General features: G+C 68.8%; 26 protein-coding genes. 16 read left to right on the top strand and 10 right to left on the bottom strand.

Features of this window, described 5'->3' with window-relative positions; all coding sequences use genetic code 11:
• Positions 1-95: 95 nt before the first annotated feature.
• The 3 genes from ACWGDX_RS05955 to ACWGDX_RS05945 form a co-directional block, all read right to left on the bottom strand.
• Positions 96-710, bottom strand: coding sequence for a hypothetical protein (locus ACWGDX_RS05955; RefSeq protein WP_453622655.1), 615 nt, complete (start codon positions 708-710; stop codon positions 96-98).
• Positions 711-1,007: 297 nt separating this feature from the next.
• The gene (locus tag ACWGDX_RS05950; RefSeq protein ID WP_453622653.1) at positions 1,008-1,736 is read right to left on the bottom strand and encodes an HNH endonuclease signature motif containing protein; all 729 of its coding nucleotides are present in this window, start codon (positions 1,734-1,736) and stop codon (positions 1,008-1,010) included.
• Between the two features lie 18 nt (positions 1,737-1,754).
• Complete coding sequence (locus tag ACWGDX_RS05945; RefSeq protein ID WP_453622651.1) at positions 1,755-3,014, bottom strand: AAA family ATPase; 1,260 nt, start codon at positions 3,012-3,014, stop codon at positions 1,755-1,757.
• A gap of 72 nt (positions 3,015-3,086) precedes the next feature.
• Between ACWGDX_RS05945 and ACWGDX_RS05940 the strand changes: the two genes are divergently transcribed.
• The 6 genes from ACWGDX_RS05940 (at position 3,087) to ACWGDX_RS05915 (ending at position 9,483) form a co-directional block, all read left to right on the top strand.
• Complete coding sequence (locus ACWGDX_RS05940) at positions 3,087-4,262, top strand: TnsA-like heteromeric transposase endonuclease subunit (RefSeq protein WP_453622649.1); 1,176 nt, start codon at positions 3,087-3,089, stop codon at positions 4,260-4,262.
• The gene (locus tag ACWGDX_RS05935) at positions 4,255-5,421 is read left to right on the top strand and encodes a hypothetical protein (RefSeq protein WP_453622647.1); all 1,167 of its coding nucleotides are present in this window, start codon (positions 4,255-4,257) and stop codon (positions 5,419-5,421) included. Before ACWGDX_RS05940 ends, ACWGDX_RS05935 begins: the two co-directional genes overlap by 8 nt.
• Before the next feature lie 12 nt (positions 5,422-5,433).
• Positions 5,434-5,937 (top strand): hypothetical protein, encoded by a 504-nt coding sequence (locus ACWGDX_RS05930; RefSeq protein WP_453622645.1) that lies wholly within the window; start codon positions 5,434-5,436, stop codon positions 5,935-5,937.
• A 62-nt stretch (positions 5,938-5,999) separates the two neighbouring features.
• Positions 6,000-6,320: a hypothetical protein gene (locus tag ACWGDX_RS05925; RefSeq protein ID WP_453622644.1), complete on the top strand. Its 321-nt coding sequence runs from the start codon at positions 6,000-6,002 to the stop codon at positions 6,318-6,320.
• A 167-nt stretch (positions 6,321-6,487) separates the two neighbouring features.
• The gene (locus ACWGDX_RS05920) at positions 6,488-7,567 is read left to right on the top strand and encodes a TniB family NTP-binding protein (RefSeq protein ID WP_453622642.1); all 1,080 of its coding nucleotides are present in this window, start codon (positions 6,488-6,490) and stop codon (positions 7,565-7,567) included.
• Between the two features lie 2 nt (positions 7,568-7,569).
• Positions 7,570-9,483 carry a TniQ family protein gene (locus ACWGDX_RS05915; protein WP_453622640.1) on the top strand — a complete coding sequence of 638 codons (1,914 nt, stop codon included), beginning with the start codon at positions 7,570-7,572 and terminating at the stop codon, positions 9,481-9,483.
• An 85-nt stretch (positions 9,484-9,568) separates the two neighbouring features.
• Here ACWGDX_RS05915 and ACWGDX_RS05910 read toward each other — a convergent pair whose 3' ends face one another.
• On the bottom strand, positions 9,569-10,327 hold the full coding sequence (locus ACWGDX_RS05910) for a hypothetical protein (protein WP_453622638.1): 759 nt from the start codon (positions 10,325-10,327) through the stop codon (positions 9,569-9,571).
• A gap of 245 nt (positions 10,328-10,572) precedes the next feature.
• Between ACWGDX_RS05910 and argC the strand changes: the two genes are divergently transcribed.
• Genes argC through ACWGDX_RS05885 form a run of 5 tightly spaced genes read left to right on the top strand, consistent with a single transcriptional unit; the run spans position 10,573 to position 15,568 of the window.
• Positions 10,573-11,601, top strand: coding sequence for an N-acetyl-gamma-glutamyl-phosphate reductase (gene argC, locus ACWGDX_RS05905; RefSeq protein WP_453622637.1), 1,029 nt, complete (start codon positions 10,573-10,575; stop codon positions 11,599-11,601).
• Positions 11,598-12,848 carry a bifunctional glutamate N-acetyltransferase/amino-acid acetyltransferase gene (locus ACWGDX_RS05900; RefSeq protein WP_453622635.1) on the top strand — a complete coding sequence of 417 codons (1,251 nt, stop codon included), beginning with the start codon at positions 11,598-11,600 and terminating at the stop codon, positions 12,846-12,848. Before argC ends, ACWGDX_RS05900 begins: the two co-directional genes overlap by 4 nt.
• Complete coding sequence (gene argB / locus ACWGDX_RS05895; RefSeq protein ID WP_453622633.1) at positions 12,845-13,828, top strand: acetylglutamate kinase; 984 nt, start codon at positions 12,845-12,847, stop codon at positions 13,826-13,828. The genes ACWGDX_RS05900 and argB overlap by 4 nt, the downstream gene beginning before the upstream one ends.
• On the top strand, positions 13,825-15,024 hold the full coding sequence (locus tag ACWGDX_RS05890) for an acetylornithine transaminase (protein ID WP_453622631.1): 1,200 nt from the start codon (positions 13,825-13,827) through the stop codon (positions 15,022-15,024). The genes argB and ACWGDX_RS05890 overlap by 4 nt, the downstream gene beginning before the upstream one ends.
• Before the next feature lie 7 nt (positions 15,025-15,031).
• Positions 15,032-15,568 (top strand): arginine repressor, encoded by a 537-nt coding sequence (locus tag ACWGDX_RS05885; protein ID WP_363085169.1) that lies wholly within the window; start codon positions 15,032-15,034, stop codon positions 15,566-15,568.
• A 60-nt stretch (positions 15,569-15,628) separates the two neighbouring features.
• Here the strand turns inward: ACWGDX_RS05885 and ACWGDX_RS05880 are convergent, their stop codons facing one another.
• The 5 genes from ACWGDX_RS05880 to ACWGDX_RS05860 form a co-directional block, all read right to left on the bottom strand.
• Positions 15,629-16,417 carry an FAD:protein FMN transferase gene (locus tag ACWGDX_RS05880; protein WP_453622629.1) on the bottom strand — a complete coding sequence of 263 codons (789 nt, stop codon included), beginning with the start codon at positions 16,415-16,417 and terminating at the stop codon, positions 15,629-15,631.
• A complete protein-coding gene (locus ACWGDX_RS05875; protein WP_453622627.1) occupies positions 16,417-16,977 on the bottom strand; it encodes an FMN-binding protein in 561 nt (186 codons plus the stop codon). The genes ACWGDX_RS05880 and ACWGDX_RS05875 overlap by 1 nt, the downstream gene beginning before the upstream one ends.
• Positions 16,978-16,990: 13 nt before the next feature.
• Positions 16,991-18,358 (bottom strand): ferredoxin reductase family protein, encoded by a 1,368-nt coding sequence (locus tag ACWGDX_RS05870; RefSeq protein WP_453622804.1) that lies wholly within the window; start codon positions 18,356-18,358, stop codon positions 16,991-16,993.
• A gap of 220 nt (positions 18,359-18,578) precedes the next feature.
• Complete coding sequence (locus ACWGDX_RS05865; RefSeq protein WP_453622625.1) at positions 18,579-19,331, bottom strand: L,D-transpeptidase family protein; 753 nt, start codon at positions 19,329-19,331, stop codon at positions 18,579-18,581.
• Positions 19,332-19,450: 119 nt separating this feature from the next.
• A complete protein-coding gene (locus tag ACWGDX_RS05860) occupies positions 19,451-20,032 on the bottom strand; it encodes a pyridoxamine 5'-phosphate oxidase family protein (RefSeq protein ID WP_453622623.1) in 582 nt (193 codons plus the stop codon).
• Between the two features lie 82 nt (positions 20,033-20,114).
• Here ACWGDX_RS05860 and ACWGDX_RS05855 point away from each other — a divergent pair, with 82 nt between their 5' ends.
• From ACWGDX_RS05855 to argH, 3 genes are all read left to right on the top strand, one after another.
• Positions 20,115-20,525, top strand: coding sequence for a DUF488 domain-containing protein (locus tag ACWGDX_RS05855; protein WP_453622621.1), 411 nt, complete (start codon positions 20,115-20,117; stop codon positions 20,523-20,525).
• A 140-nt stretch (positions 20,526-20,665) separates the two neighbouring features.
• Positions 20,666-21,862, top strand: coding sequence for an argininosuccinate synthase (locus tag ACWGDX_RS05850; protein ID WP_363083661.1), 1,197 nt, complete (start codon positions 20,666-20,668; stop codon positions 21,860-21,862).
• Between the two features lie 177 nt (positions 21,863-22,039).
• On the top strand, positions 22,040-23,467 hold the full coding sequence (argH, locus tag ACWGDX_RS05845) for an argininosuccinate lyase (RefSeq protein ID WP_453622618.1): 1,428 nt from the start codon (positions 22,040-22,042) through the stop codon (positions 23,465-23,467).
• 85 nt (positions 23,468-23,552) lie between these two features.
• Here argH and ACWGDX_RS05840 read toward each other — a convergent pair whose 3' ends face one another.
• The gene (locus ACWGDX_RS05840) at positions 23,553-24,080 is read right to left on the bottom strand and encodes a hypothetical protein (RefSeq protein ID WP_453622616.1); all 528 of its coding nucleotides are present in this window, start codon (positions 24,078-24,080) and stop codon (positions 23,553-23,555) included.
• Between the two features lie 92 nt (positions 24,081-24,172).
• On the opposite strand from ACWGDX_RS05840, the gene ACWGDX_RS05835 reads away from it, so the two are divergent.
• Entirely contained in the window at positions 24,173-24,721 is a 549-nt protein-coding gene (locus ACWGDX_RS05835) for a TetR/AcrR family transcriptional regulator (RefSeq protein ID WP_453622615.1), read from the top strand.
• Positions 24,718-26,259, top strand: coding sequence for an MFS transporter (locus ACWGDX_RS05830; protein ID WP_453622613.1), 1,542 nt, complete (start codon positions 24,718-24,720; stop codon positions 26,257-26,259). The genes ACWGDX_RS05835 and ACWGDX_RS05830 overlap by 4 nt, the downstream gene beginning before the upstream one ends.
• Positions 26,260-26,337: the final 78 nt, after the last annotated feature.

Below are 26,337 nucleotides of genomic sequence, written 5' to 3'. Positions count from 1 at the left end.
CGGTACAGCCACTAACGCTAAGTACTTGATCTTGAACCGTAGAGGGCCTTGGCATCATGAGAATCCTCCGCCATAGCGGGGTAGCCTCGCCAATATCAGGACAAGCCAGGTAGGTCGCCGTTCAGGTAGCGGTGTGCGGCGGCGACGAACTCGCGCTCGGCCTCGGCGTACGTCTCCCGGACCCGGGTCGGGAACACCGCCTGATTTCCCGCCACCAAGACCCGCTCGGTCTCGCTGTCCAGCGGGACGATCTGGCAGACGTAGACGAAGGCCCGTCCGATCCTGGTCAACGAGTTGAGGAAGTCGAGTAGCTCGTCGGGGCCTTCGAGGGTGACCAGAGCCGCGGCCTTGCGCAGCACGTCGTACGCCTCTGCGACCGCGTCGATGGCCTGGGACCGTTCCTCTTCGGCCTCCTCTCGGCGGGCGGCGCTTTCGTCGTCCCGGTTCCTGACAAGGTGACAGAACAGTGCAGCGTCGCGAGCCCGGTCGTCAGCGTCTCGAAGGGTCCGTACCGCAGTGAGCAGTTCAAGGAAGGCAGCACGCTGGACGGTCCGGCGATCCTGAGCGTGCTGTGCGCGAGCGGTCACGCTTGCAGCGTCGACGGGGCTGCGAGCGGCCTGCGTGGCGATGCGCACCTGCCAATAGATAGCCGGAATGCCCACCGCGCTGATGGCGACTGTGGACAGCGCCGCGATCTCAGTAAGAGTCATGTCCGTGTCTTGCCTGCTTGTCCTTGGCGCTCGATACAACTGTTGGCACTGAGATGGGTCTTGTCCCGGTGGGCGGGCGGCTTGGCGCCTGTTTCCGTTCGGATGTTCCTGGCCTGGTCGAGGCTCTGGTCCTCGTCTCTGCGACCGCCGGGGGCTCCGCCGCACTGGAGGGCTCAAGTGATCTTTGAGCGGGTGTCGTTGAGGTAATCCCGGGCGACCTGGACGAATCTCGCTGCCCCGCCGCCTGCGCCGGACAATGCGTGAGTGGAAGGATGCCGCAGTGTATATGGACAGGATCTAGTTTCGTAGGGCAAGTCTCACGAACTTGCGCCAACAGTGCGGAGAATTCTTCCTCAGTTGCAGAAATTTTTCCTCTGTCGCGCCTTCTCGCAGCGCGAACCATCCTGATACGCCGTACTCATCTTCTCTGACTTCACGTGCCAGACCTGCAAATTGTGTGGAGGAGTCGCTGGCTTCAAGTATCCGGTCGATAGCTTCGTAGTAGCGGCGAATAACGCGTTTCCGTCCTTCAGTGACAGCCTCGAAGTTTATACAGGAGAGCACGTCTAACGTTGCCTCACCCTTAGGGTCGAAGTCATCATCTAGAAACCGTGGAGCCAAGTATCCTGTAGCCGTGTCCAGGATTAGATGATCCCATGGGTCAACTCGGGTCGGGTCGATGATAAGTGGCGCACCCGTTGAATCAAGCGGGAATCGCTTACCCTTCCGCCTGTTGCACTCTGGGCACACCCAGATGAAGTTGACCCACTTGAATGCCTTTGTGAAGTCGATGCCAATTGGGACGAAATGATCAACATCGGCTGAACGTGAGTCGCAACAGTAGAGGCATCTTTGACGGATACCTACGGCACTTTTGAGTGCGTCGACTACAACCTTACTCTTCACCGACCTTCGGTACTTATTCCACTCCTCCCTAGCCTTTTCTTGAGAGGTCGCTAGTATCTGACGCTTGTAGAGTTCTTGGCGCGCTTGGAGAGGGATTTCCCCTCTCTCGATCCTCCGCAATTTAACCCCCCTCTCTGGTTAATCGGCGAAGAGTGAGAGCTGATCCAGCTCTTGCTCTTCGTTTTTACTGAGCCTTCCAGAGAGCTGCTTCGCGCGAAGGCGAGAGTGTTGTCGGTTTGCCATCACTGCCCTTGGTGACCTGGTATGAGGCATGCCGAACGCTGGTGAAATAAGGATCTGGTCGGGCTTTCCCGCGATGACTCGGTTGAAGTCGTTTTCGTCGAGTCGGAAAGGGATCTCGCCCGATCCAGGCTGAGCCATGTGGTAAATGCGGCCGCGATCCGCGGCCTGGCAGACCAGTGGGCTGTGGGTAGTGACGATGAACTGAACCAGCGGGAAATGCTTTTTCAGCCAGAACCCGATTTCCCTCTGCCAGGCTGGATGAAGATGTGAGTCGACTTCGTCGATAACTACAACACCGGGACGGTTTACATAAGAAGAACCGTCTTCACTCTTCGCTGTTAGGTCCACGGCTCCATACACATCTACCATGTGCCGGAAGATGTCGATGAGCATCGCCAGAGCTGACCTGTAGCCTTCACTCATGTCGGCTAGGGGCATGTCCCGTCCAGCTGAGTCGGTCAACCAAATCCCCTCGGAGTTGACGCCTCGGACGGAAACCCCTTGGCGCAAGAAGTCATCGTTTAGGATCTCAAGTAGGCTATCGAGGGCAATCTTTTCTGACTCTTGCTGTTCAAGTTTCTTGTAGTTGAGCTGCTTCACCCACTGCTCGCACTCGCCGAGCGTCGCGTCTTCCTTGAATAGAGTCGCAAACCTTGGAACGCGGCCAGGGATTACCATAAGGCGCTGGGCGTCGGGGGAACTTCCGTATAGGCGTCGAAACGGGCCGTACCCTAGCGAAAACCATCCGGGAGTTCCGACCGACCATGGTCCATTGAAAGCCCCTTTCTTCTTGTTTCGGTAGACGTCGGCAGAGGAAATGGCCCAAGAGCCACTCTCCCGCTTGAATTCGATCTCTGCCCAGAATGTGTTCTGGACGCGAAACCCTCCCTTGGCCGTCCGGTCGAAGTCGTGGTGCGGTTTTACTTCGACCGAAATTGAGCCGTTATCTTGCCCTTCCGTAACCCATCCGCGCAGGTCGGGAATTAGAACGCGAGAATCGTCAGGCCCGAGAAGGGCCATGCAGAGGGATTTTAGAAAGGCAGTTTTTCCTGAGCCGTTATCGCCGGTTATTACGGCCCAACCTGCATGCTTCCCATCGTTTCCTGAAAAGTCTAGTTCCGCCTCCGTGAACCCCTTGATATTCCTCAGAGCCACTCGTTCTACATACATGCCGCCCCCTGGAGAATGGCTAGATAGGATCGGTACGTACCCGTGTCGATAGCATAGATGCGATCTGCGTGTACGCACTGCCCAAACTGCGTGTCTCTCTGCAAGGTGGGCGACGCGTGGCACATGGCCCCGAAGGCGGCACGTTCAAGGCGCGCGTGTGAGTATCGGCCTGCCCGCCCGTTGGTTCCTGTGCCACCCTGCCTCCCTTTCGTCTCCACTCTGTGGGTGTGTATCACCACTCCCTGCCAATTGCGATCGTCTGAAATGCACAGACCCAGCCCGGAGCCCTCCAGTTGGCGGGCAGGGTACTTGACTCGCCTCGCACCTGCGGGGCTTTCCCGGGAAGCTGTACGAGAAGCGGCTTGGGCGGGGTGTGCTGGGCACATGGAGTCTTCGGTTTGTACGCCGGCCGTCGAGGCGGGGTCGGTGTGGTCGCACAGCTGCACCATGGATGATCTCGTCGGGTCGTATGTCCTTGAGCCGTCGGCAGGTGCGTGTCTGGAGTCGGGGCCGGGGTGGACGCGCCGGTGGAAGGCGGTGTGGCGAGCGTCCCGGGCGGAGGTGATCTGCCCGGTCCAGGACCTGGCCGTTTTCCCGGCGTTGGCCTCGGTGTCGGTACGCGGATTCACGTGGCGGGCTCGTCAGCGGCATCGGCCGGGACTGGCCTACATGGTGACCACGGGCCGGATGCACGGTTTTGAGAGCCTGGCTGAGCGTCGCCTGCTGCTGGCCCTGGATTTTCTGGGCAGCGCCGAGGAGGTGCTGTCTCAGCCGTTCAGGCTGAAGTTCACCACCGTCGACGGCGCTGAGGACCACACTCCGGATTTCCTGGCCCTGCTGCCCGGGACAGCGGTGCTGGTCGACGTCCGGCCCGGCCATCTGATCAAGGAGAAGGACTTGGTGAAGTTCGCCGCGACCGAGCGGGCGGCGGCAGCGGCGGGGTGGCGGTACTTGGTGGTGACCGGCTGGCGCCGTCACGTGGCCACCGGCCTGGACGCGCTGTCGGCTCGGTGGCGGCCGATGGCCGACCGTCTCGGGCTGCACGGTGAACTGCTGGGTCTGGTCGCCGAACGTCCTCGACGGTTCGGTGAACTGATGGAGGAGACGTCGCTGCTGGCGGTCGCCCGCGCGCACGCTCTTCATCTGCTCTGGCACCGGCGGCTGGCAGTGGATCTTGCCCAGCCACTGAGTGATGCTGCGTGGGTCTATCCGGTGGGAGGCCGTGATGGGTGAGGAGCGCCGGCCGCAGCGGGCCGAGGACCTGCATGGCCATGACCTGACGCGGGCACAGATCCGGGCGGCGCATCTGCTGGAGGCGCAGACCGGTTACCGCAGTGGCAGCCGGTATTGGGCGCTTCCGGGAGAGCCGAGGCCCGAGTACGACCCGGAGCGCACCATGCTGACCGAGCGGCGCCAGGCGAAGGCGGCCGAGCTGAAGGCGTTGGACCGGCGGGAGGCCAAGCAGTTGGGGCTGGAGTGGATCGGCCAGCGCACACTGGAGCGGATGGCCGCACAGTACGCCGAGCGCGGCCTGATGGGGTTGGCGGACGGACGGTGGACACCGCCGCTGCGGGGCCGGCGGACGGTCACCGATCAGGTCGCCGAAGCGATCCGGGTCGTCCACGCTGAGTGCGAGCACCGCTCCAGGGTGAGCATGAAGACCAAGGAGCGGCTGATCCACCAGTATGTGCGCGAGAAGTTCGGCCTGGCGGCGGAGGAGAAGATCCCGCATTACACGACGCTCGCGAAGATCTGGAAGGAGTGGTTCGGTCCGCAGGGAGCTCGCCAGCGCTATGTCCGCTCGGCCGCGGCGGTGGAGACGGGCAAGGCGAAGGTCGTGGTCACCCGGCCGGGGCAGGTAGTCGCGCTGGACACCACGCCGCTGCCGGTGAAGGTTCTCGACGACGTGTTCGGCGCCCCCATCACTGTCCATCTCACGCTGGCTCTCGATGCCTACTCGCATTCGCTGGTCGCTTTCCGGCTCACGCCGGTGTCGGAGTCGTCGGTGGAGGTGGCGATGCTGCTGCGGGATGTGCTGCTGCCGCTGCCGATGCGCCCGGACTGGGGCGAGGAGACGGAATGGTCCTACCTCGGGGTTCCGGCTGCCTTGGTTGCGGAGTTCGCCGGGCACTCGGTGGCGGGGCTGCCGTTCTTCGCGCCGGAGACGGTGACGGCCGATCACGGGAGTGTCTACAAGAACCATCACGTCGTTTCTGTCGCCCGCCGGCTGGGGACCGATCTGCTGCCGGCCCGCGCGATGCGTCCCACGGACAAGGCTGCCTGCGAGCGTGCGTTCGCAGGAATCCAGTCGCTGCTGCTGGAGCCGCTGCTCGGCTACCGCGGTGTCGACGTCGCCGACCGCGGCGCCGACCCGGAGGGCGATGCGGTCTGAACGCTGTCGCAAATGAAGCACCTGCTGGCAACCTGGATTGTCTCCGTGTGGCAAAACCGCAGGCTGGACCAGTGTGCGCCGGCGTGGGACCCGGGTGGGCGGCACAGCCCGAACACGTTGTTCGCCGCTGCCGCTGCCGCTGCCGCTGCCGCGGCCCGCGACGGGATCAGTCTGGAGATCCCGGAACCGGAGTTGTACTACGAGCTGCTGCCCGCCCACTTCGTGAAGATCGACGCCCGGCGCGGGGTGAAGATCGATGGACTTTGGTACGGCGGCACCGACCCGGTGCTTGATCCCTGTCGCGACAGGCGCTCCGGACGCAGTGGACGGCACGCGGGCAAGTGGGCGGTCCACCGCGATCCGCGCGACTGCCGTCAGGTCTTCTTCGAAGATCCCGCTCGGCGGGGCTGCTGGCACGCCCTGGACTGGAACGGCCTGCCGCCTGGAGGCGATGTTATGGCCTTCTCAAATGCACGGGTGGGTGAACTTCTCGCCAGGCCGCCTGCGCCGGTCTGAGGCCGCTCGATGACCGGGAACTGCTGCCGGTGCTGCTGAAGCTACTAGCCACGCGGACTCCGGTGAACCAGTGGCCGACCCAGATGACGGCAGCGCAGAAGGCCGAGCGGGCCCGTGAACTGGCCAGGGCACGGTCAGCCGCAGCCGACCGGCCACCCGCCAAGGTCACCGTTCTTCCCGACCCGGCCCGGCCGTCCGAGCTGGCCGTCTCCATCCGCGGGGCCGTCACCGCCGACCGGCAGCGGCGCCGTCAGGCGGCGCTGGCCTCCAGGCCGCCGACCCCCCCGCCCTTGCTGGGCGAGGCGCTGCGGGAACGCAGCTTCTTCCTGTTGCCCGGCGACCAGGACGACCAGCCGGACGAGCCGGGCCCGAAGCCGGCATGAATACGACGGGGCCGCCGGAGCTTCTTCGTTTCGGGCCGCCTCCGGTGCGGGACACCGTCGCGCGCTGGCAGAACTGGGTGGCCACCCGGACCACCTTCGTGCCCGCGCCGTAGCTGACGCTCGCTGGGTGGAGGCACCTGAGCCCTAGAGACAAGGCGCTGCACGATTTGCACCGCGCGGTCACCCACGCCAACCTGCCGCTGTTACAGACCCCGATGAGCCTGGCCGTCACCAAACGGCTGCGGGGCCGCGTCCAGAGCAACGCGGTCAGGCAGAAGCCAACCACCTTGTCCGGCCTGATCATCACCGGCGGCGGCTATCAGGGGAAGACCGAGACGGCCTGCGAGTGCCTGGCCACGTTCGAGGAGGACTGGCTGGCCCTGCACCGCTACCTCAACCCCCAGGCGGTCCCAGGCGCCCGGGACCTCCACGTTCCCGTCGCCTACGTGCAGACACCGGTGACTGCGAAGCCCAAGAGCCTCTGCAAGGCCATCCTTCACTTCTACGGCGCCGAAGTGAATCAGCGCATGGACCTGCCCGATCTGATCCGTCAGGTCGCACTGTCCTTGCGCGAACACGGAACGAAAGCCCTGCTGCTGGACGACATCACCAGGCTCCGCATGCACCGCGCAGATTACCAGGACACCCTCGATCTGATCCGGGCGTTCATGAGCATGAACGTCACCCTGGTCCTGGTCGGAGTCAACATCCACGGCGCTGGCCTGCTGCGCGAAGGCCGCTCCGATCCGCGCACCGGCCAGGTCGCCTTCCAGCCCTCCCGGCACAAGCTGGTACACGGGGAGGAGGCCACGCAGACCGAGCGACGCTTCGACGTGGTCGAACTCGACCGCTTCCGCTACGACACCGACGCCCAGATCATGGCCTGGACCGATCACCTCGCCAGCGTCGAGGGCCACCTTAGCCTGCTCAAAGGCGAGCCGGGCATGCTCACTTCTGGCACCATGCCCGAGTACCTCTACGAGCGCACTGCCGGGGTGGTCGGCCTCCTTGAGAGGCTGGTCGAGGACGGCTGCCAGGAAGCCATCGGCTCCGGCGCCGAATACCTGGCCGAGTCTCTCCTGGACGGCATCCCCGTCCACCTAGGTTCCGCCGACGGCCGCGACCTGGGCGCCGGGGAGATCCCCGACATCCCCGGACTGAAGGCGTCGACCAAGAGCAGCAGCCGGACCCGCCCGAGGAACACCGTCCTTGACGACCAGGGCCCGGCCGCAGGGACCGGGAGCTGAGGATGCGTCCCCTGCCCCGGAGCCTTGCCCCGCTGCCGGGGGAGTCCCTGCCCGGCTACGTGCTACGGCTCGCCCACAGGCTCGACCTTGCACCCTCTGACGTGGCCCGGCGCACCGGCCTGCTGCCGACGGACGGCCAGGGTCTGGTCAGCCTCAGCCACCGGCTCTTGATCAACCCAGCCCCGGACACCCTCGCCGGATTCGCCGCCGCGACCCGGCTCAGCCACGAAGAAGCCGCCGCACCCACGCTTTCCGGCCTGCGCGAGCACTACCCACCCCTGGCTCTCAGTCTCGGACCACCCCGCGGCGCCGGATACCGGCGCCCCGACCACTGGCTCTTCACCGGCGCTCCCCGTTACTGCCCGCAATGCCTGGCCGGAGACGGATCGGTTATCCAGCAGGCCCACGGCGGCCCCTGGAAGAAGGAATGGCACCTCGCGGTCGTCTTCGCCTGCCTTGAGCACGAGTGCTTCCTGGAACACCAGTGCCCCACCTGCCGCCGCCCCGACAGACGGCCCGCAGGCGGGCCGCTGCTGATCCGGCCCGGCGCTCGCCGTCTGCACCCCACCCAATGCCGCTTCCCCGCCCCTGACTCGGGACGCGGACCGCAGGGAAAAGCCTGCGGAACCCGGCTCGACCTCACCGGGGCACCGATGCGGCCCAGCCGGAAACTCCTTGCCCTCCAGCGCGACCTCCTGGGCACACTCGACCCCGCTCTGCCCGGAGCATCCACCACCGAGAGCCTGACCGACCTGCGGATGGTCATGGGCTTCATCGCCGCCTCATGGCCCCGGTCCCGCTACTTGCTGGAGTCCGACCTTCTGGACTCCGTGAACGCGTACTTCCGGGCGGGCAAGAACTCTCCCGCCGACAGGCACAACCGGGTGAGCCTGATGAACACGGCACCAGCAGACGCCGCGGTCTGCGGGGCACTGATCGGCGTTGCCGACTCTCTGCTGTTCGCCACGAACTCCGAGCAGCGGATCATGAGTCTGTTCGAGGTCTCCTTCGACACCCACGACAGCCGCATGTCCTGGTTCCGCTTCTTCGCCCGACACCAAGGCACCTGCTCGCAGCAGCTGCGCGAGATCCTGAAGCCGCTGGTTAACGCCACTCCGGCCACTGTTGACCGGTTCGTCCCTCGCGGCCCAGGGTTCGCACCCCACCACATTCCGGCGTTCCTGGAACAGGACTGGCACGACCGCTTCATCCGGCCCGCTGGCATCCCCCTTGATCAACGGCTCGTCCGCCGTTACGCGGCCATCCAACTCGTTCGCCGGGCCGCCCACTGCGACACCCACGAGGCAGCCCTCCTCCTGGGCATCCCCATTGACAAAATCCCCGCTGGCATCGACGACGAGCGCTTCTGGATCGGCGCCAGGGACGCCCCCACCGACTTCCGCATCGCCATGACCGAACTCGGCCTGCACGTAGGCGAGCATCGCTACCGGCTGCCCGACTACCAACGGCGGCGGGACTCCCTGCGCAACTGGGTCCTTCCTCAAAATGACTGGCGGGAAGTGACCGCCCAGCTCCCCCGGACCATCGGCAAACAGCCCGTCCTCGACGACCGTAAGCGCCAGGTCGCATCCATCTTCATCTGGACCCGTGTCACCGGCGGCGAACACCTCTTTGCTCCCCGCCCCCTCGAACATGACCAGCCTCAGCACATCCGGCGGGCCTGGGCCGCACGCCGCCCCACCACCTGGCACCAGCTCGCCGGCCGATCAGACCCCGGCCCGCACTACGCGACCCTCCGGCGACTCCTCGGCGAGTACGCCGACAGCCTGGCAGAGAAAATCGACGCCGACGCGCTTCCCGCCAATTGGCACACTCGGCCCCGCCAACTCGGCCGCTTACCCGCTCACCCGCCCCCTGAAGCGCTCAGTTTCATCGCCCATCCGCGCGACCTGTGATCTCTGTGGCGGAATCCGAAGCCATCGGTCGTCGACGGGGAACAGATCCCGGCCAGAGGGCTGTAGAGCACCCACCAGGGATCAGTCAGGTTGTGCCCTCATCGGGGGTCGTCCAGATCGAAACGACAGAGATCGGCTGATCCTGCTCGGCGCCTGGGCCCCAGCCGCCCACAACGTTGACGCCAGGGGTGTTCTTTCTCGGCCCAGGAACGTGGGGGCAATGCATACCGAAAAACACAGGGGCGGGCAGGCCGGGCCGATCGAACCTGATCAGAGGAGCGTTTACCAGGAACGGGAATCGCTTGCGCATAGCGCTCTCGTCAGTGCCGACGTACAAGACCACCTTGAGGTGGGCAGTGCCTTCTCCCGGGCCAGGGACGACAAAATCGATGTCCGGCGGGGTCGCGCTCAGCGGGCGAGCGAGAAGCGGCAGTCCGGTCAGGTCAAAGGAGGTGATCGTGGCAATGTGCCCGCCCGCCGGGTCATGGAGTTCACGGCCCGTCACGGGAGGCAGCCGGTACTTGCGGTGGTGTGGGCCGACGTAAACGTGGGTCTGCCCGCTGCCGTGCAGGGACATCTTCAACTCGTCGAACTTCGCGTTCCGGTGCCGGTCGGCCTGCACCTCTGTGGTGCTGTTTGGGGCCACGCCGTAGTCGACTGATCCGTACGCGGTCCAGCCGTCGCCGACGAAGGGCCGGATGTAGAGGCTGGCGTCGTCCTCACGACTCTTCGGTGGTTGCGCCCAGGAGAGGTGGGCGACCTGTGCGAAGCCACCCTCGTGCGCGGCGACGATCCGTATGGACTCGATCCCGTACGGCGCGGGGTCGGGCTGCGTGATGGTCATGGCCGGACACCGTAACCGAGGTAATCGGCGACATCTGTACCGAGAGCCTCGGACAGGCGAAAGGCCCAGCTCGGGGCGACCATCGCTATCCTGTCCGCCAGCTCCGATGCACAACCCCGCCAACTCAAGCGCTCACCCGCCACCTGAAGCGCTCAGTCATACCGACTGAGCGGTCGCGGAGTACACGTCATTGCATAAGGCTGCGGAGGAACGTATAGTCATGCCATCGCTGAGGAGGATTTTCGATGGCTGTACGCGCGGCAGTGGCGGGAGCGAGTGGATACGCGGGCGGGGAACTGCTGCGGCTGCTGCTCGGTCACCCCGGGGTGGAGATCGGGGCCCTCACCGGGAACTCCAATGCGGGACAGCGGCTCGGGGGGCTTCAGCCGCATCTGGTGCCGCTCGGGGACCGGGTGCTGGAGGCGACCTCCGCCGAGGTGCTCGCCGGGCACGACGTCGTGTTTCTCGCGCTGCCGCACGGGCAGTCGGCCGCTGTCGCCGAGCAGCTCGGTGACGAGGTCCTCGTCATCGACATGGGCGCCGACTTCCGGTTGAAGGACGCCGCCGACTGGGAGCGGTTCTACGGTTCCGCCCACGCCGGGACCTGGCCCTACGGGCTTCCCGAACTGCCGGGCGCCCGCGCCGCGCTGGAGGGGTCCAGGCGTGTCGCGGTGCCCGGCTGCTATCCCACCGCCGTCTCGCTCGCGCTCTTCCCCGCGTATACGGCGGGTCTGGCCGAGCCCGAGGCCGTGATCACCGCCGCCTCCGGCACCTCCGGCGCCGGCCGTACGGCCAAGCCCCATCTGATCGGCTCCGAGGTGATGGGCTCCATGAGCCCGTACGGTGTCGGCGGCGGGCACCGGCACACCCCCGAGATGATCCAGAACCTCAGCGAGGCCGCAGGGGAGCGGGTCACCGTCTCCTTCACCCCCACCCTCGCCCCGATGCCCCGCGGCATCCTCGCCACCTGCTCCGTCAAGGCGAAGCCGGGCACGACGCCCCAGGACGTACGGGACGCCTACGAGAAGGCCTTCGCCGACGAGCCCTTCGTCCATCTGCTCCCCGAGGGGCAGTGGCCGGCCACGGCGTCCGTCTACGGTTCCAACGCCGTACAGATCCAGGTCGCCCACGACGAATCCGCGGGCCGCATCATCGCGATCAGCGCCATCGACAACCTCACCAAGGGCACCGCCGGTGGCGCGGTGCAGAGCATGAACATCGCCCTCGGACTCCCCGAGGACACCGGACTTTCCACGATCGGAGTGGCACCTTGAGCGTCACCGCAGCGAAGGGATTCACGGCGGCGGGCATCGCCGCCGGGATCAAGGAGAACGGCAATCCGGACCTGGCCCTCGTGGTCAACAACGGTCCGCGCCGCGCCGCCGCGGGTGTCTTCACCTCCAACCGCGTCAAGGCCGCCCCCGTCCTCTGGTCGGAGCAGGTCCTCAAGGGCGGCGAGGTCGGCGCCGTCGTCCTCAACTCCGGCGGCGCCAACGCCTGTACGGGACCGAAGGGGTTCCAGGACACCCACGCCACCGCGGAGAAGGCCGCCGAGGTCCTCAACGGGCTGAGCCGGATCGGGGCGCCCGGCACGCCCGGCACGCCCGGCGGAAGCGACCGTACCGACCACGGGGACCGCGACGGCCACGGGGACCACAGCGACCACAGCGCCGGAGAGATCGCCGTCGCCTCCACCGGTCTCATCGGTCTGCCGCTCCCCATGGACAAGCTGCTGCCCGGGATCGAGAAGGCCGCCGCCGAGCTGTCCGAGCACGGCGGCGAGAAGGCCGCCATCGCCATCAAGACCACCGACACCATCCACAAGACCGCCGTCGTGGGCGGCGACGGCTGGACCGTGGGCGGCATGGCCAAGGGCGCGGGCATGCTCGCACCCGGTCTCGCCACCATGCTCGTCGTCCTCACCACCGACGCCGATGTCGAGGCACCCGCCCTGGACACCGCCCTGCGCGCGGCCACCCGCACCACCTTCGACCGCGTCGACTCCGACGGCTGCATGTCCACCAACGACACCGTGCTGCTGCTCGCGTCGGGCGCGTCCGCCGTGGCCCCCGCGTACGAGGAGTTCGCCGAGGCCGTCCGTACGGTCTGCGCCGATCTGGCCCGCCAGCTCATCGGGGATGCCGAGGGCGCCTCCAAGGACATCCGGATCGAGGTCATCAACGCCGCGACCGAGGACGACGCCGTCGAGGTGGGCCGCTCCATCGCCCGTAACAACCTCCTCAAGTGCGCCATCCACGGCGAGGACCCCAACTGGGGCCGGGTCCTCTCCGCCATCGGCACCACCGGCGCCGCCTTCGAGCCCGACGAGCTCAATGTCGCCATCAACGGTGTGTGGGTCTGCCGCAACGGCGCCGTCGGCCAGGACCGCGATCTGGTCGACATGCGCTACCGCGAGGTACGGATCACCGCCGATCTCGCCGCCGGCGCGGACTCCGCGGTCATCTGGGCCAACGACCTCACCGCCGAGTACGTCCACGAGAACAGCGCGTACAGCTCGTGACCGCCCGTAAGCACACCGTGCTGCCCAAGGCGCAGATCCTGATCGAGGCGCTGCCCTGGCTCACCCGCCACAACGGCAGGACCGTCGTCATCAAGTTCGGCGGCAACGCCATGGTCGACGAGGATCTCAAGGCCGCCTTCGCCCAGGACGTCGTCTTCCTGCGGCAGGCGGGCCTCAAGCCCGTCGTCGTGCACGGCGGCGGCCCCCAGATCAGCGCCCAGCTCGACCGGCACGGCCTGGTCAGCGAGTTCAAGGCGGGTCTGCGGGTCACCACACCGGAGGCGATGGACGTCGTACGGATGGTGCTGGCCGGACAGGTCCAGCGCGAACTGGTCGGACTGCTCAACCAGCACGGCCCGCTCGCCGTCGGTATGACCGGCGAGGACGCGCACACCATCTCCGCGACCCGCCACCGGCCGCGGATCGACGGCGAACTGGTCGACATCGGCCGCGTCGGCGAGATCACCGCGATCGACACCGGAGCCATCGAGGCTCTGCTCGGCGACGGCCGGATCCCGGTCATCTCCTCCATCGCGCGCAGCGTCGACGACGGACATGTCTACAACGTCAACGCCGACACCGCCGCCGCCGCGCTCGCGGCCGCGCTGGGCGCCGAGACGCTGATGGTCCTCACCGATGTCGAGGGACTGTACGAGGACTGGCCCAACAGCGACGACGTGATCAGCCGGCTCACCGCCACCGAGCTGGAGAAGCTGCTGCCCGAGCTGTCCAGCGGCATGGTGCCGAAGATGGAGGGCTGTCTGTACGCCGTACGCAACGGTGTCAGGACCGCGCGGGTGCTCGACGGCCGGGTCCCGCACTCGATCCTGCTGGAGATCTTCACCGACTCGGGCATCGGCACGATGGTCGTGCCCGACGCACCCGACGCACCCGACGGAAGCGCGGGCAACGCGAGCGCGGTCGACGGAAGCGCGGTCGGCGAAAGCGCAGTCAACGGAAGGGAAGAGGGAGCGAAGTGACCGGCAACCAGGAGCTTTCACAGCGCTGGCAGAGCGTCATGACGGACAACTACGGCACGCCGAAGCTGTCTCTCGTACGAGGTGAGGGGGCCCGCGTCTGGGACGCCGACGGCACCGGGTACACCGACTTCGTCGGCGGTATCGCCGTCAACGCGCTGGGCCACGCGCATCCCGCCGTCGTCGAGGCCGTCTCCCGTCAGATCGCCTCCCTCGGCCATGTCTCCAACCTCTTCGTCGCCGAGCAGCCCGTGGCCCTCGCCGAGCGGCTGGTCCAGCTCTTCGGCCGCCCCGGCCGGGTGTTCTTCTGCAACTCCGGCGCCGAGGCGAACGAAGCGGCCTTCAAGATCGGTCGGCTGACGGGCCGTCAGCACATGGTCGCCACCGACGGCGGCTTCCACGGCCGCACCATGGGTGCGCTGGCCCTCACCGGTCAGCCCCCCAAGCAGCGGCCCTTCCTGCCGCTGCCCGGTGAGGTGACACACGTTCCCTACGGAGACGTCGACGCGCTCCGCGCCGCGGTCACCGAGGAGACGGCGTTCGTGATCATCGAGCCGATCCAGGGCGAGAACGGTGTGGTCGTCCCGCCGAAGGGCTATCTGGAGGCGGCCCGCGAGATCACCCGCGCCACCGGCACACTGCTCGTCCTGGACGAGGTGCAGACGGGTGTGGGCCGGACGGGCCACTGGTTCGAGTACCAGGCCCACCAGGGCGTCGAACCCGATGTCGTCACCCTCGCCAAGGGACTCGGCGGAGGTCTGCCGCTCGGCGCGACGATCGCCTTCGGCGCCGCGGCCGACCTGCTCAAGCCGGGCCACCACGGCACGACGTTCGGTGGCAATCCGGTCGCCTGCGCCGCCGGACTCGCCGTGCTGGACACACTCGCGGCCGACGGTCTCCTCGACGAGGTGAAGCGGCTGGGCGAGAAGCTGCGCAACGGAATCGAGTCGCTCGGCCATCCGCTGGTCTCCCACGTCCGTGGCTCCGGACTGCTCCTGGGTATCGTGCTCACCGAGCCGCACGCGCCCCGGGCGCGGCAGGCGGCTCAGGATGCCGGATTCCTGGTGAACGTGCCCGCCCCCGATGTCGTACGGCTGATGCCCCCGCTGATCATCGGCGACGCCGAGGTGGACATGTTCCTGCGGGCGCTGCCCGGCATCCTCGACAGCGCTTACGGGGACGGACGATCCGGAGAATGAGACGACGATGACCGAGGCCCAGGGGACCGAGCACGGCGGGCAGTCCGTGCCGCAGACCAGAACCGCCCGCCACCGCCGGATCATTGACATCCTGAACCGGCAGCCGGTGCGCTCCCAGAGCCAGTTGGCGAAACTGCTCGGGGACGACGGGCTGAGCGTCACACAGGCGACGCTCTCCCGCGACCTGGACGAACTGGGCGCCGTGAAGATCCGCAACACCGGTGGCGAACTGATCTACGCGGTCCCCAGCGAGGGCGGCTTCCGCACCCCGCACGCCCCGCTCGGCGAGTCGGCGAAGGAGGAACGGATGCGCCGGCTCGCCGGTGAACTCCTCATCTCCGCCGAGGCCTCGGCCAATCTCGTCGTCCTGCGCACACCTCCGGGCGCGGCCCAGTTCCTGGCCTCGGCCATCGACCAGGCCGAGTTGAGCGACATCCTCGGCACCATCGCGGGCGACGACACCCTGATGCTGATCAGCCGCGATCCGGCGGGGGGCCAGGCACTGGCGGACCATCTGCTGAAGCTGGCCCAGAACGACCGCTGAGGGCGGGGCGGTTCGGCGCCGGGAAGCGGGGCCCCGGCCTCGGCCCCGGCCCGCGCCGGGTCAGGCATTCACCTCGGCGGCCGAGTCGATGTAACGGTGGAAGCCGCTGGTCATCCACCGGCCACCGTCGGCCGTGACACCAAAGCCCTCGGTGTTCGCCAGTTCCTCCAGCCAGTCCCGCGCCCGTCTGCCCATGGCGTACGCGGCCGTCGCCCGGCTGTCGGCCACGGTCAGTCCTCCGGGGCAGACCACGGTGACCGAGGCGGGTCCGTGCACCGGCGGCCGGCCCGTACGGGGATCGAGCACATGGCAGCCGCGCTCCGCCGGTCCCGAGGTGGCCACACCCAGGGTGCCCCGGCACTCGATCACCGTGGCCAGTCCGCCGGGCCGCAGCGGGTCGGTGATCCCCAGCCGCCAGGGGCCGCCGACCAGCTGGATGTCGCCGCCGCCGTTGAGGCATACGGCGGAGGCGCCGGCCGAGACGAGCATCCGGGCCGCCCGCTCCACCGCCCAGCCCTTCACCAGCCCCGTGGGATCGAGACCGCCGGCGTACCGCGCCGTGAACCACCCCCCGCTCTCCCGCTCCGCCTGCGCGCACAGCTCCAGCACCTCGCGGACCTCGCCCGCGCACTCGGACAGCGCCAGCTCCCCACGGCCCAGCCGGCTGATCTGACTGTCCGCGCGGAATGTCGAGAAGATCTCGTCGACGCGGTGGAGCGAGGCCACGGCCGCCCGCAGCCCGGCCTGGACGGCTTCCTCGTCCCCGTCCCGCACCCCGCGGATGTCGAACGAGAAGACCGTGCCCATCGACTCCTCGACATGGCGCAGCCGTCCGCCCTCCGACCGCATCAGACACCCGCCTTGTCGAGGGCGCTCTGAAGCGAGTCCTGGTACCCCTGGCTGGTGTAACTGGCCCCGGACACGGCGTCGATCCGTCCGTCGCGCGCGGCGACGGCGGCTTCGTTGAGGCGGGGCACGGCGTTCGCGGAAATGGATCCGCCGGGGCTCTGGACCGCCTCGGCCTTGGTGATCCTGTCGCCGCTGAGGGTGATCTGTACCTGGACCGGGCCGTACTGGGTGTCCACAGCGTCCCCGAGCACGGTCCGCGCCGCCGCGCCCGCGCCCGATCCCGAGCCGGCACCTCCCGTACCGGCGCCCGTACCGGAATCCGCGCCCGTCCCCGTCCCCGCTGGCGCCTGCGCATCCGCGTCCGCTCCCGGCGCCGCGTCCGCGCCCGGCGTCCCGGTCGCGCCCGCCGAGGCGGACACGCCACCCCCGGCCCTGACCGGGGCCGTCGTACCCGCCACCGACGAGCCGCCCGGCTGCTTCAGCGCGAGCAGCAGAACAACACCCGACGCGGTCGCCGCGACACCGATCATGATCCGCCGGAGCGGATGTTTCCTCTTCACCGGCTGCCTCGCCTCACATTTCGAAGGACTCGTGATGGATACGACGGGTGGGGACGCCCGCCTCGCGCAGTGCCTCGTACGACTGACGGGCCAGTCCGGCCGGTCCGCAGACAAAGACATCGTGGTCGTCGATGTCGGGAAGCAGCTCCCGCAGCCGCCGCGGGGTGATCTCGGGCCGGACGCCGTCCGGCCCGTTGACCGCGTACAGCAGGCGGGCGCCGCGCGCGGACGCGATCGCCCGCAACTCCGCCCAGAGCGCCAGATCCTCGGTCTTGCTCGCCCGGTAGAGCAGGGTCAGATCGCCCGGCCCGCCGGGCAGCGTCTCGAACAGGGCCCGCATCGGTGTGATCCCGGCGCCACCGGCGATCATCAGCACCTTCTCCTGGCTGCGCCGGGCCGCCGTCAGCGCGCCGTACGGACCCTCCGCCCAGACCCGGGTGCCCGGTTCCAGCCGGGCGAGGGCCTCGCTGTGCTCGCCGTTCGCCTTCACGGTGATCCGCAGCAGATCCGGTCGCGGCGGGGCGGACAGCGAGTACGGATTGGAGCTCCAGCGCAGCCCGTCGGTGAGGAACCGCCAGCGGAAGAACTGGCCGGGCTGGGCGCCCAGCCGGTGCAGCCGCCGCCCGGTGATCAGTACGGAGACGACACCGGGCGCCTCGTACACGGTCCTCTCGACCCGCATCCGATGGCGCCTGTTGAGCAGGATCGGATCCAGTACGCGGTACCGGACGAGCAGGGCGCCGGCCGCGCCGTACAGCGTGTACCAGGCGGTGCGGGCCGCCGGGTCGCCGACGAACTCGGCGCCGGTGGCGAGTTGATGCCAGAAGGAGAGATAGACCGCGAGGTAGGTGAGCAGATGCAGGTAGTACCAGGTCTCGTAGCGCGTTCTGCGCCGCACCGCCCCGGCCGAGACGAAGCCGATCACCAGCAGGAGCACGGTGCCCGCCGCCGCCTCGATCATCCGGGGGAACTCGGTGACGATCGTGACCGCCTGGGCCACCGCTCCGGAGTCCGCCTGGACCGCGTAGCCCCCGACGGTCAGCGGGACATGGGCGATCACCAGACCGACCGCGTACCGTCCGCCCATCGAGTGCCAGCGTGTCACCCGGTCGGATCCCACCCGCCGCTCCAGCGCGGGAACCCGCGCCATCAGCACCACCACGAGCGCGATCGCGTAACCGCCGAGCAGCCCGGTCAGCCGGCCCGCCCCGAGCAGCCACTCGGCCAGGTCCACATGGACGACCGGGGTGTTCTGCCACCACAGCGCCATGACCGCCGCCGCGCCCGCCCAGCACAGCACGAGCAGCGGCAGCGCGCCCGACCGCCGCGGGCGGATCGCCCGCATGGTCTGCCGTCTGGCGGCCCGGCCGTTGTGCATCATCGCCACGGGACTGCTCCTCACCTACCGTTGTGCCCGCCGATACGGATTTGAGCGACGGAGGGTTCAACGAAGTGGCGTGAGACGGTGGCGAGTTCGGTCGTGGGCCTTCGGCCGGACCGGACCCAAGGGCCCAAAAGGCCCACGGACGTACGGAGAACCTACGGGTTACGAGGCCCCACGGGCTCCGGACTCCGGGCTACAAGGGCCTACCGGCTACCGGCTACGGGGTCACGGCGGTGATGGCGGTCGGGCCGGACCGGGTGCCGATCGCGATATGCGGCGCGCGGCGCGGATCCGCCCAGACCAGGATGCGCCTCATCGCCCCGGACGGTACGGACACACAGCCCGCCGTCGGGCCCTTGCCGTTGACGTGGAGGAAGATCCCGGCGCCCCGGCCGCGCACCGGCCGGTCGTAGTTGTAACCGATCACCAGGCCGTGGCCGTACTGCTTCCGATAGGAGGCCATCCGCTCGGACTCGTCCGCCCGGCAGTCCGAGGGCAGCCCCTCCACCCAGCGGTTGTAGGCACGCGAGTCATTGTCCTGGCACCACCAGGAGGCGCTGGTCACCCGGCGGTACCCCGTCCTCGTCCCCCTGGGCGCCGGGGAGGTCCCGAACGCGTACGGCAGGTCGTAGAGCCCGGTCGGGGTGGTCGACGTGCCCTGTTTCCGCTTGCCGCCGTCCACCAGACCGCCGGCCCCGAAGCGCGCGGCGGCGGACCCGGCCTTCACCCAGCGCCCATGACGCCGGTCCCACCAGGTCACCCGGCCCTCGGTCGCTCCGGTACGGGGAGCCTGCGCGGTGATGAGCTGGCTGCCGCCGCCGGTGTCCGTCATCCGTTCGGGGAGCGTCAGCCCGGCGGAGGCGTACGAGGCCGGGACGGAGCCCGGGACGGACGCGGAGGCCGGAGCGGCGGCGGGGGCGGAGACGACGGCGGCGAGCAGTGCGGCGGCGGGCACAAGAGCGGTACGCATGGTTCGGACCGTATGCCGCCCGTCGTGGCGCGGCCTCCCGGGCCGCCGCCGTGTTACTCCGTACGGCCGTGTCCCCCGTACGGCGGTGTCACTCCGTACGGCGGTGCCGCGACGCGGTCTCAGTCCGTCCGCGCGGGCAGGGGCAGCGGCAGCGCGGGCAGTCCGTCCAGGCTCACCGCGACATGGTCCTTCTTGGCGCAGTACGCGGCGAACTCCTCGTCGGACTTCCGGCCGAAGTGCTCGGCGTGCTGCGTCCGCTCCTCCCGGTAGTCCATGAAAGGCACCGCGAAACCGCACGCGTCACCGATGCGTACGGCGTGGATCACGATGATCGCGCGGGCGGCGGGCCCGTCGGCTTCCTTGAAGTACGTGATGTACTCGGCCCAGCGCGGGTCGTCACGGAAGACCGGCTCGCCCCGGCCGTGCACCCGCAGCACCTTGGGCGGTCCGGTGAACGCGCACCACATCAGCGTGATACGCCCGTTCTCCCGGAGATGCGCGATGGTCTCGGCGCCGCTGCCGCCGAAGTCGAGATACGCCAGCGTCAGCTCGTCGATCACGACGAGGGTGCCGGCCCGCCCCTTGGGCGAGAGATTGATATGGCCGTCGTCCGCCAGGGGCGCGGTGGCGGTGAAGAAGACTGGCTGTTCCTCGATGAAAGTGCGTATCCGGCCGTCGATCCGTTCGTAGCGCTTTCCCATGCCGTCGATTATCCGCCTCCGCGCTCGGACGGGGAGGGGGTTTCGGCTCGTGGGACGGCCGCGCCGGACCGACCATGGAGCGATGACGAAGAAGCGGGAACACGACGTGAGGCGGGACCACGAGGTCCGGGTGCGCAGGGTCTACGAGGCACCGGAACCGGCGGACGGGACCCGCGTCCTGGTCGACCGGCTCTGGCCGCGCGGCCTGGCGAAGGAGGCCGCCGCGCTGGACGAGTGGCTGAAGGCCGCCGCGCCCTCGGCGGAACTGCGCACCTGGTACGGGCACGATCCCGGGCGGTTCGAGGAGTTCGCCGGGCGGTACGGCGCGGAGCTGGCCGCACCGGACCACGCGGAGGCGCTCGACCGGCTCCGCGAGCTGGCCGCCGAGGACACCCTCACCCTGCTCACCGCCACCAAGGACCTGCGGTACAGCCACGCGCCGCTGCTGGCGGCGGAGGTACGCCGGGAGGAGCCCACCGCCGAGGGCCACTGAAGGAGCCACCCCGGGAACGGACACCCGACACCCCGGGAACGAGGAGGACACCGCTGAGGCGGCCGGGGAGCGCGTTGACAAAACAATACGGTGCAGCGCATAGTTATACCCATCAGTGAATGCACCGTAAGGAGATACCCGTGACCGAGCGCGTCGTACTCGCCTACTCGGGCGGCCTGGACACCTCCGTCGCCATCGGATGGATCGCCGAGGAGACGGGCGCCGAGGTCATCGCCGTCGCCGTGGATGTCGGCCAGGGCGGCGAGGACATGGATGTCATCCGCAAGCGCGCGCTCGCCTGCGGTGCCGTCGAGGCCGAGGTCGCGGACGCCAAGGACGAGTTCGCCGAGGAGTACTGCCTCCCGGCGATCAAGGCCAACGCCCTCTACATGGACCGCTACCCCCTCGTCTCCGCCCTCTCCCGGCCGACGATCGTCAAGCACCTCGTCGCCGCCGCGCAGAAGCACGGCGCCGGTACGGTCGCCCACGGCTGCACCGGCAAGGGCAACGACCAGGTGCGTTTCGAGGCGGGCATCACCGCTCTCGGCCCCGATCTGAAGTGCATCGCGCCGGTCCGCGACTACGCCATGACCCGGGACAAGGCGATCGCCTTCTGCGAGGAGAAGGACCTCCCGATCGCGACCACCAAGAAGTCGCCGTACTCCATCGACCAGAACGTCTTCGGACGGGCCGTCGAGACGGGCTTCCTGGAGGACATCTGGAACGCGCCGATCGAGGACATCTACGAGTACACCCAGAACCCCGCCGTCGCCCGCGAGGCCGACGAGGTCACCATCTCCTTCAAGGAGGGTGTGCCGGTCGCCGTCGACGGCAGGCCCGTCACCGTCCTCCAGGCGATCCAGCAGCTCAACGAGCGGGCCGGCGCCCAGGGCATCGGCCGGATCGACATGGTCGAGGACCGGCTCGTGGGCATCAAGTCCCGTGAGGTGTACGAGGCCCCCGGCGCGATCGCGCTGATCACCGCGCACCAGGAGCTGGAGAGTGTCACCGTCGAGCGTGAGCTGGCCCGCTACAAGCGGCAGGTCGAGCAGCGCTGGGGCGAGCTGGTCTACGACGGCCTGTGGTTCTCCCCGCTCAAGCGCGCCCTGGACGGTTTCATCAACGAGGCGAACCAGCATGTCACCGGCGATGTCCGGATGACCCTGCACGGCGGCCGGGCCGTGGTGACCGGGCGCAGGTCGGAGGAGTCGCTCTACGACTTCAACCTCGCCACCTACGACTCGGGCGACACCTTCGACCAGTCCAAGGCGCAGGGCTTCATCGAGATCTTCGGCCTCTCGTCGAAGATCGCCGCGCGGCGCGACCTCCAGGCGTAACCCGCTCGTCCCGGGCGGCCCCGGGCGGCGTCGCCCGCCGAGCGACGTCACCCGCCGAGCGGTGTCGCTTCCTGGGCGCCGGCGCCTCCCGGGGCGTCCTCCCGCCCGACCATCCGCCTCCCCGTTCCTCCGCGGCGGGGAGGCGGTCGTACTTCCCGATCCCTCCAAGGAGCAGCAGTGAGCAGCAACAACGGTGATGTCCGGCTCTGGGGCGGCCGTTTCGCCGACGGACCCGCCGAGGCCCTGGCCAAGCTCTCCGCGTCGGTCCACTTCGACTGGCGGCTCGCGCCCTACGACATCGCCGGCTCCCGTGCCCATGCCCGTGTCCTCCACCAGGCCGGGCTGCTCACCGCTGACGAACTGACCCGGATGCTCGACGGACTCGACCGGCTCGAAGCCGATGTCGCCGACGGCTCGTTCACCGGCACCATCGCAGACGAGGACGTCCACACCGCCCTGGAGCGCGGGCTGCTGGAGCGCCTCGGCCCCGACCTCGGCGGCAAGCTGCGCGCCGGACGGTCCCGCAACGACCAGGTCGCCACGCTCTTCCGGATGTACCTCCGCGACCACGCCCGGATCATCGGCGGGCTGATCGCCGATCTCCAGGACGCGCTGGTCGGACTCGCCGAGGCGCACCCCGCCGTCGCGATGCCGGGCCGTACGCACCTCCAGCACGCCCAGCCCGTGCTCTTCGCCCATCATGTGCTGGCCCATGTGCAGTCGCTGTCCCGGGACGCGGAGCGGCTGCGGCAGTGGGACAAGCGCACGGCCGTCTCACCGTACGGCTCGGGCGCTCTGGCCGGATCCTCGCTCGGGCTCGACCCCGAGGCGGTCGCCGCGGACCTCGGCTTCGAGCGCGGCTCCGTCGGCAACTCCATCGACGGCACGGCCTCGCGCGACTTCGTCGCCGAGTTCGCCTTCATCACCGCGATGACCGGTGTCAATCTGTCGCGGATCGCCGAGGAGGTCATCCTCTGGAACACGAAGGAGTTCTCCTTCGTCACCCTCCACGACGCCTTCTCTACCGGTTCGTCGATCATGCCGCAGAAGAAGAACCCGGACATCGCGGAGCTGGCGCGCGGGAAGTCGGGCCGGCTCATCGGCAATCTCACCGGTCTGCTCGCCACGCTGAAGGGCCTGCCGCTCGCGTACAACCGCGATCTCCAGGAGGACAAGGAGCCCGTCTTCGACTCCTGCGACCAGTTGGAGGTCCTGCTGCCGGCCTTCACCGGGATGATGGCGACGCTGACCGTCAACCGCGCGCGGATGGAGGAACTGGCCCCGGCCGGTTTCTCGCTCGCCACGGACATCGCCGAGTGGCTGGTCCGGCAGGGGGTGCCGTTCCGGGTGGCGCACGAGGTCGCGGGGGAGTGCGTCAAGGAGTGCGAGGCGCTGGGCATCGAGCTGGACGGGCTGACGGACGAGCAGTTCGCGAAGATCTCCCCGCATCTCACCCCCGAGGTGCGCTCGGTGCTCAATGTGCCGGGCGCGCTGGCGTCCCGTAACGGCAGGGGCGGTACGGCGCCGTCCGCCGTGGCGGTCCAGCTCTCCGAGGTCAAGGCCGATCTGGTGATACAGCACGCCTGGGCCGACGCGAAGAAGTAGAAGAAGCGGCGGGAACGGTCGTCCTCACAGCGGGCGGCCGTCGTCACACCGCCGTCGTCACACCGCCGTCGTCACACCGCCGTCGTCACAGCGCCGCCGCCCACTCCGCGAGCGCGTCGAAGTCCGGCCGGGTCAGTCCGGTCCCGGGATCGACGTACAGCAGCAGGGCGGCGGCGAGGTGCTCCCGGTCCACCCACTCGCGGTCGTACGACGTGATCTCGTCGTCGACCCAGGCGAACGGCCGCCCGGCCGCGTACTCCAGCACGTACCGCGTCTTCCACAGGGTCCCGCGAGGGGCCCATCCGTGTGTCTCGGGCCATGCGATGTACGGCAGCTCCGGCAGCCCGAGCAGCGGCCCTATCCACTCGTTGGCGTCGTCCTCCCAGGTGGTGGCCCAGACCAGCTCGTAGAGCCCGGTGAGCGCCAGCAGTTCCGCGCCGTGTCCGGGGTTGAGCAGCACGGGAAGCGGGCCCGGCTGCGTCCGTGCCCAGAGCGAGGGCCGCATCAGGTGTTTCTCGTATCCGTCCGGAGCCCCGGGCGCCGCAAGGGCGCCATACGGATTGAGCGGACCGTCGACGTCGATCAGCAGGAGCGGCTTCCGCGAGGGATTCATACAGGTGTTCCTTCCCGCCCTGGGTGGGCGTGATTCGATGCGGTCATGTATTGAATGAGACCTTCGTGTCTCATGTGGGTTATCTTTGGCTCATGACAGTCGATCGTGACCAGGTGCTGCGCACCGCCGCCGCCCTTCTCACCCGTAAGGCGACCGCCACCATGGACGAGGTCGCCAGGGCCTCGGGGATCGGGCGGGCGACCCTTCACCGGCACTTCGCCGGGCGTGACGCGCTGGTCAAGGCGCTGGAGCAGCTCGGTATCCAGGAGATGGAGACGGCGCTCGACGCCGCCCGGCTGGACGAGGGCACGGCGGCCGACGCGCTGCGCAGGCTTGTCGCCCGTATCGAACCCTCGGCCGGGCTCCTCGCCTTCCTGCTCACCGAGAACCAGCTCTTCGAGGGCGAGGTCTCCGACGGCTGGGCACGGATCGACGCCCGCTGCTCGGCGCTCTTCCGGCGCGGCCAGGAGCAGGGCGAGTTCCGGATCGACCTCAGCCATGTCTGGCTGACCGAGGCGCTCTACGGACTGCTCAGCGCCGGCGCCTGGGTCACCCAGGACGGCCGGGTCGCCACCAAGGACTTCCAGTACATGATCGCCGAGTTGCTGCTCGGCGGCGCACAACGGAGCGTGAGGACATGACCACCATCCACGGGACGGCGACGGAGACGAGGCCCGTACCCCGTCCGGGGCGGTGGCTGGCGCTCGCCGTGCTCGTCCTGGCCGTACTGCTGGTGGCCGTCGACGCGACCGTGCTCGGACTGGCCACCCCGTTCCTCAGCGAGGATCTCAGGCCGACCGGTACCCAGCTCCTCTGGATCGGCGACATCTACTCCTTCGTCATCGCCGGGCTGCTGGTCTCCATGGGCAGCCTCGGTGACCGTATCGGGCGCAAGAGGCTGCTGCTGTGGGGCGCGGTCGCGTTCGGCGCGGTCTCCGTACTGAACGCCTACGCGTCCAGCCCCGGGATGATGATCCTGGCCAGGGCGCTGCTCGGGGTCGCGGGCGCCACCCTGATGCCCGCCACGCTCGCCCTGATCCGCAATATCTTCCACGACCCCAAGGAGCGCAGCCTCGCCATCGGTATCTGGGGAGCGATGGCCTCGGCGGGCGCGGCGGTCGGCCCTGTCGTCGGCGGCTTCCTGCTGGAGCACTTCTGGTGGGGCTCGGTCTTCCTGATCAATCTGCCCGTGATGGCGGTGCTGGTGCTCGTCGGCGTGAAGACGCTGCCCGAGTCGAGGAACCCGGCGCCGGGGCCGTGGGACATGACCAGCGTGCTGCTGTCCCTCGTCGGTGTCGTCGGCGTCGTGTACGCCGTGAAGGAGGCGGCGGCGCACGGGCCCGGCTGGGACGTCCTGGCGGCGGGAGCGGCCGGCGCGGTGGCCCTCCACCGGTTCGTACGGCGTCAGCTCACCCTGCCCGCGCCGCTGCTGGACATGCGGCTCTTCCACCACCGCGGCTTCTCCGGCGCGGTACTGGCCGATCTGCTGACCATCCTCGGTCTGTCGGGACTGGTCTTCTTCCTGTCGCAGTTCCTCCAACTGGTCCAGGGGCGCGGACCCCTGGAGGCGGGTCTCGCGGAACTGCCCGCGGCGGTCGGCGCGGTGACGGCGGGGCTGATCGCGGGGACGGTCGCGCGCCGGTACTCCGTACGGGCGGTGGTGGCGGGCGGTCTGGGCGCCATCGGGCTGGCGCTGGCGGTGCTCACCGTCCTCAGCCGGTCGACCGGCTATCCGCTGCTGGGCGCGGTCCTGCTGATCGTCGGGATCGGCGCGGGGTTCTCGTTCACCGTCACGGCCGATGTGATCCTCTCCAGTGTCCCGAAGGAGCAGGCCGGTTCCGCCTCCGCGGTCTCGGAGACGGCGTACGAGCTGGGCGCGGCGCTCGGTATCGCGCTGCTGGGGTCCGTCGTCACCGGTGTGTACCGCGGCTTCCCCGCTCCCGCCGGGGTTCCCGCGGACGCGGTCTCGGCCGCCCATGAGTCACTGGGCGGCGCGGTGGAGGCGGCGGCGGGTCTGCCGGGGCGCCCGGGTCAGGCCCTGGTCACCGTGGCGCAGGACGCGTTCGTCGACGGCTTCCGCCTCGCGACGGGCGTGGGCGCGGCGGTCCTGCTGGCGACCGCGGTGGCGGCCTGGTTCCTGCTGCGCGGCCAGAAGCTGGAGGAGTCCGCCGGACACTGACCGGACCCGCGGCCGGGAGCGGGGCGTCCCGGGCGAGGACCCGCCGCCGGGGACTGACCGGACCCGCCGCCGGGGAGC

It is taken from the genome of Streptomyces sp. NPDC055025 (assembly GCF_053608565.1).
Note: the sequence above shows the minus strand (reverse complement) of the source record. Positions and strands in the feature narration are given on the sequence as shown.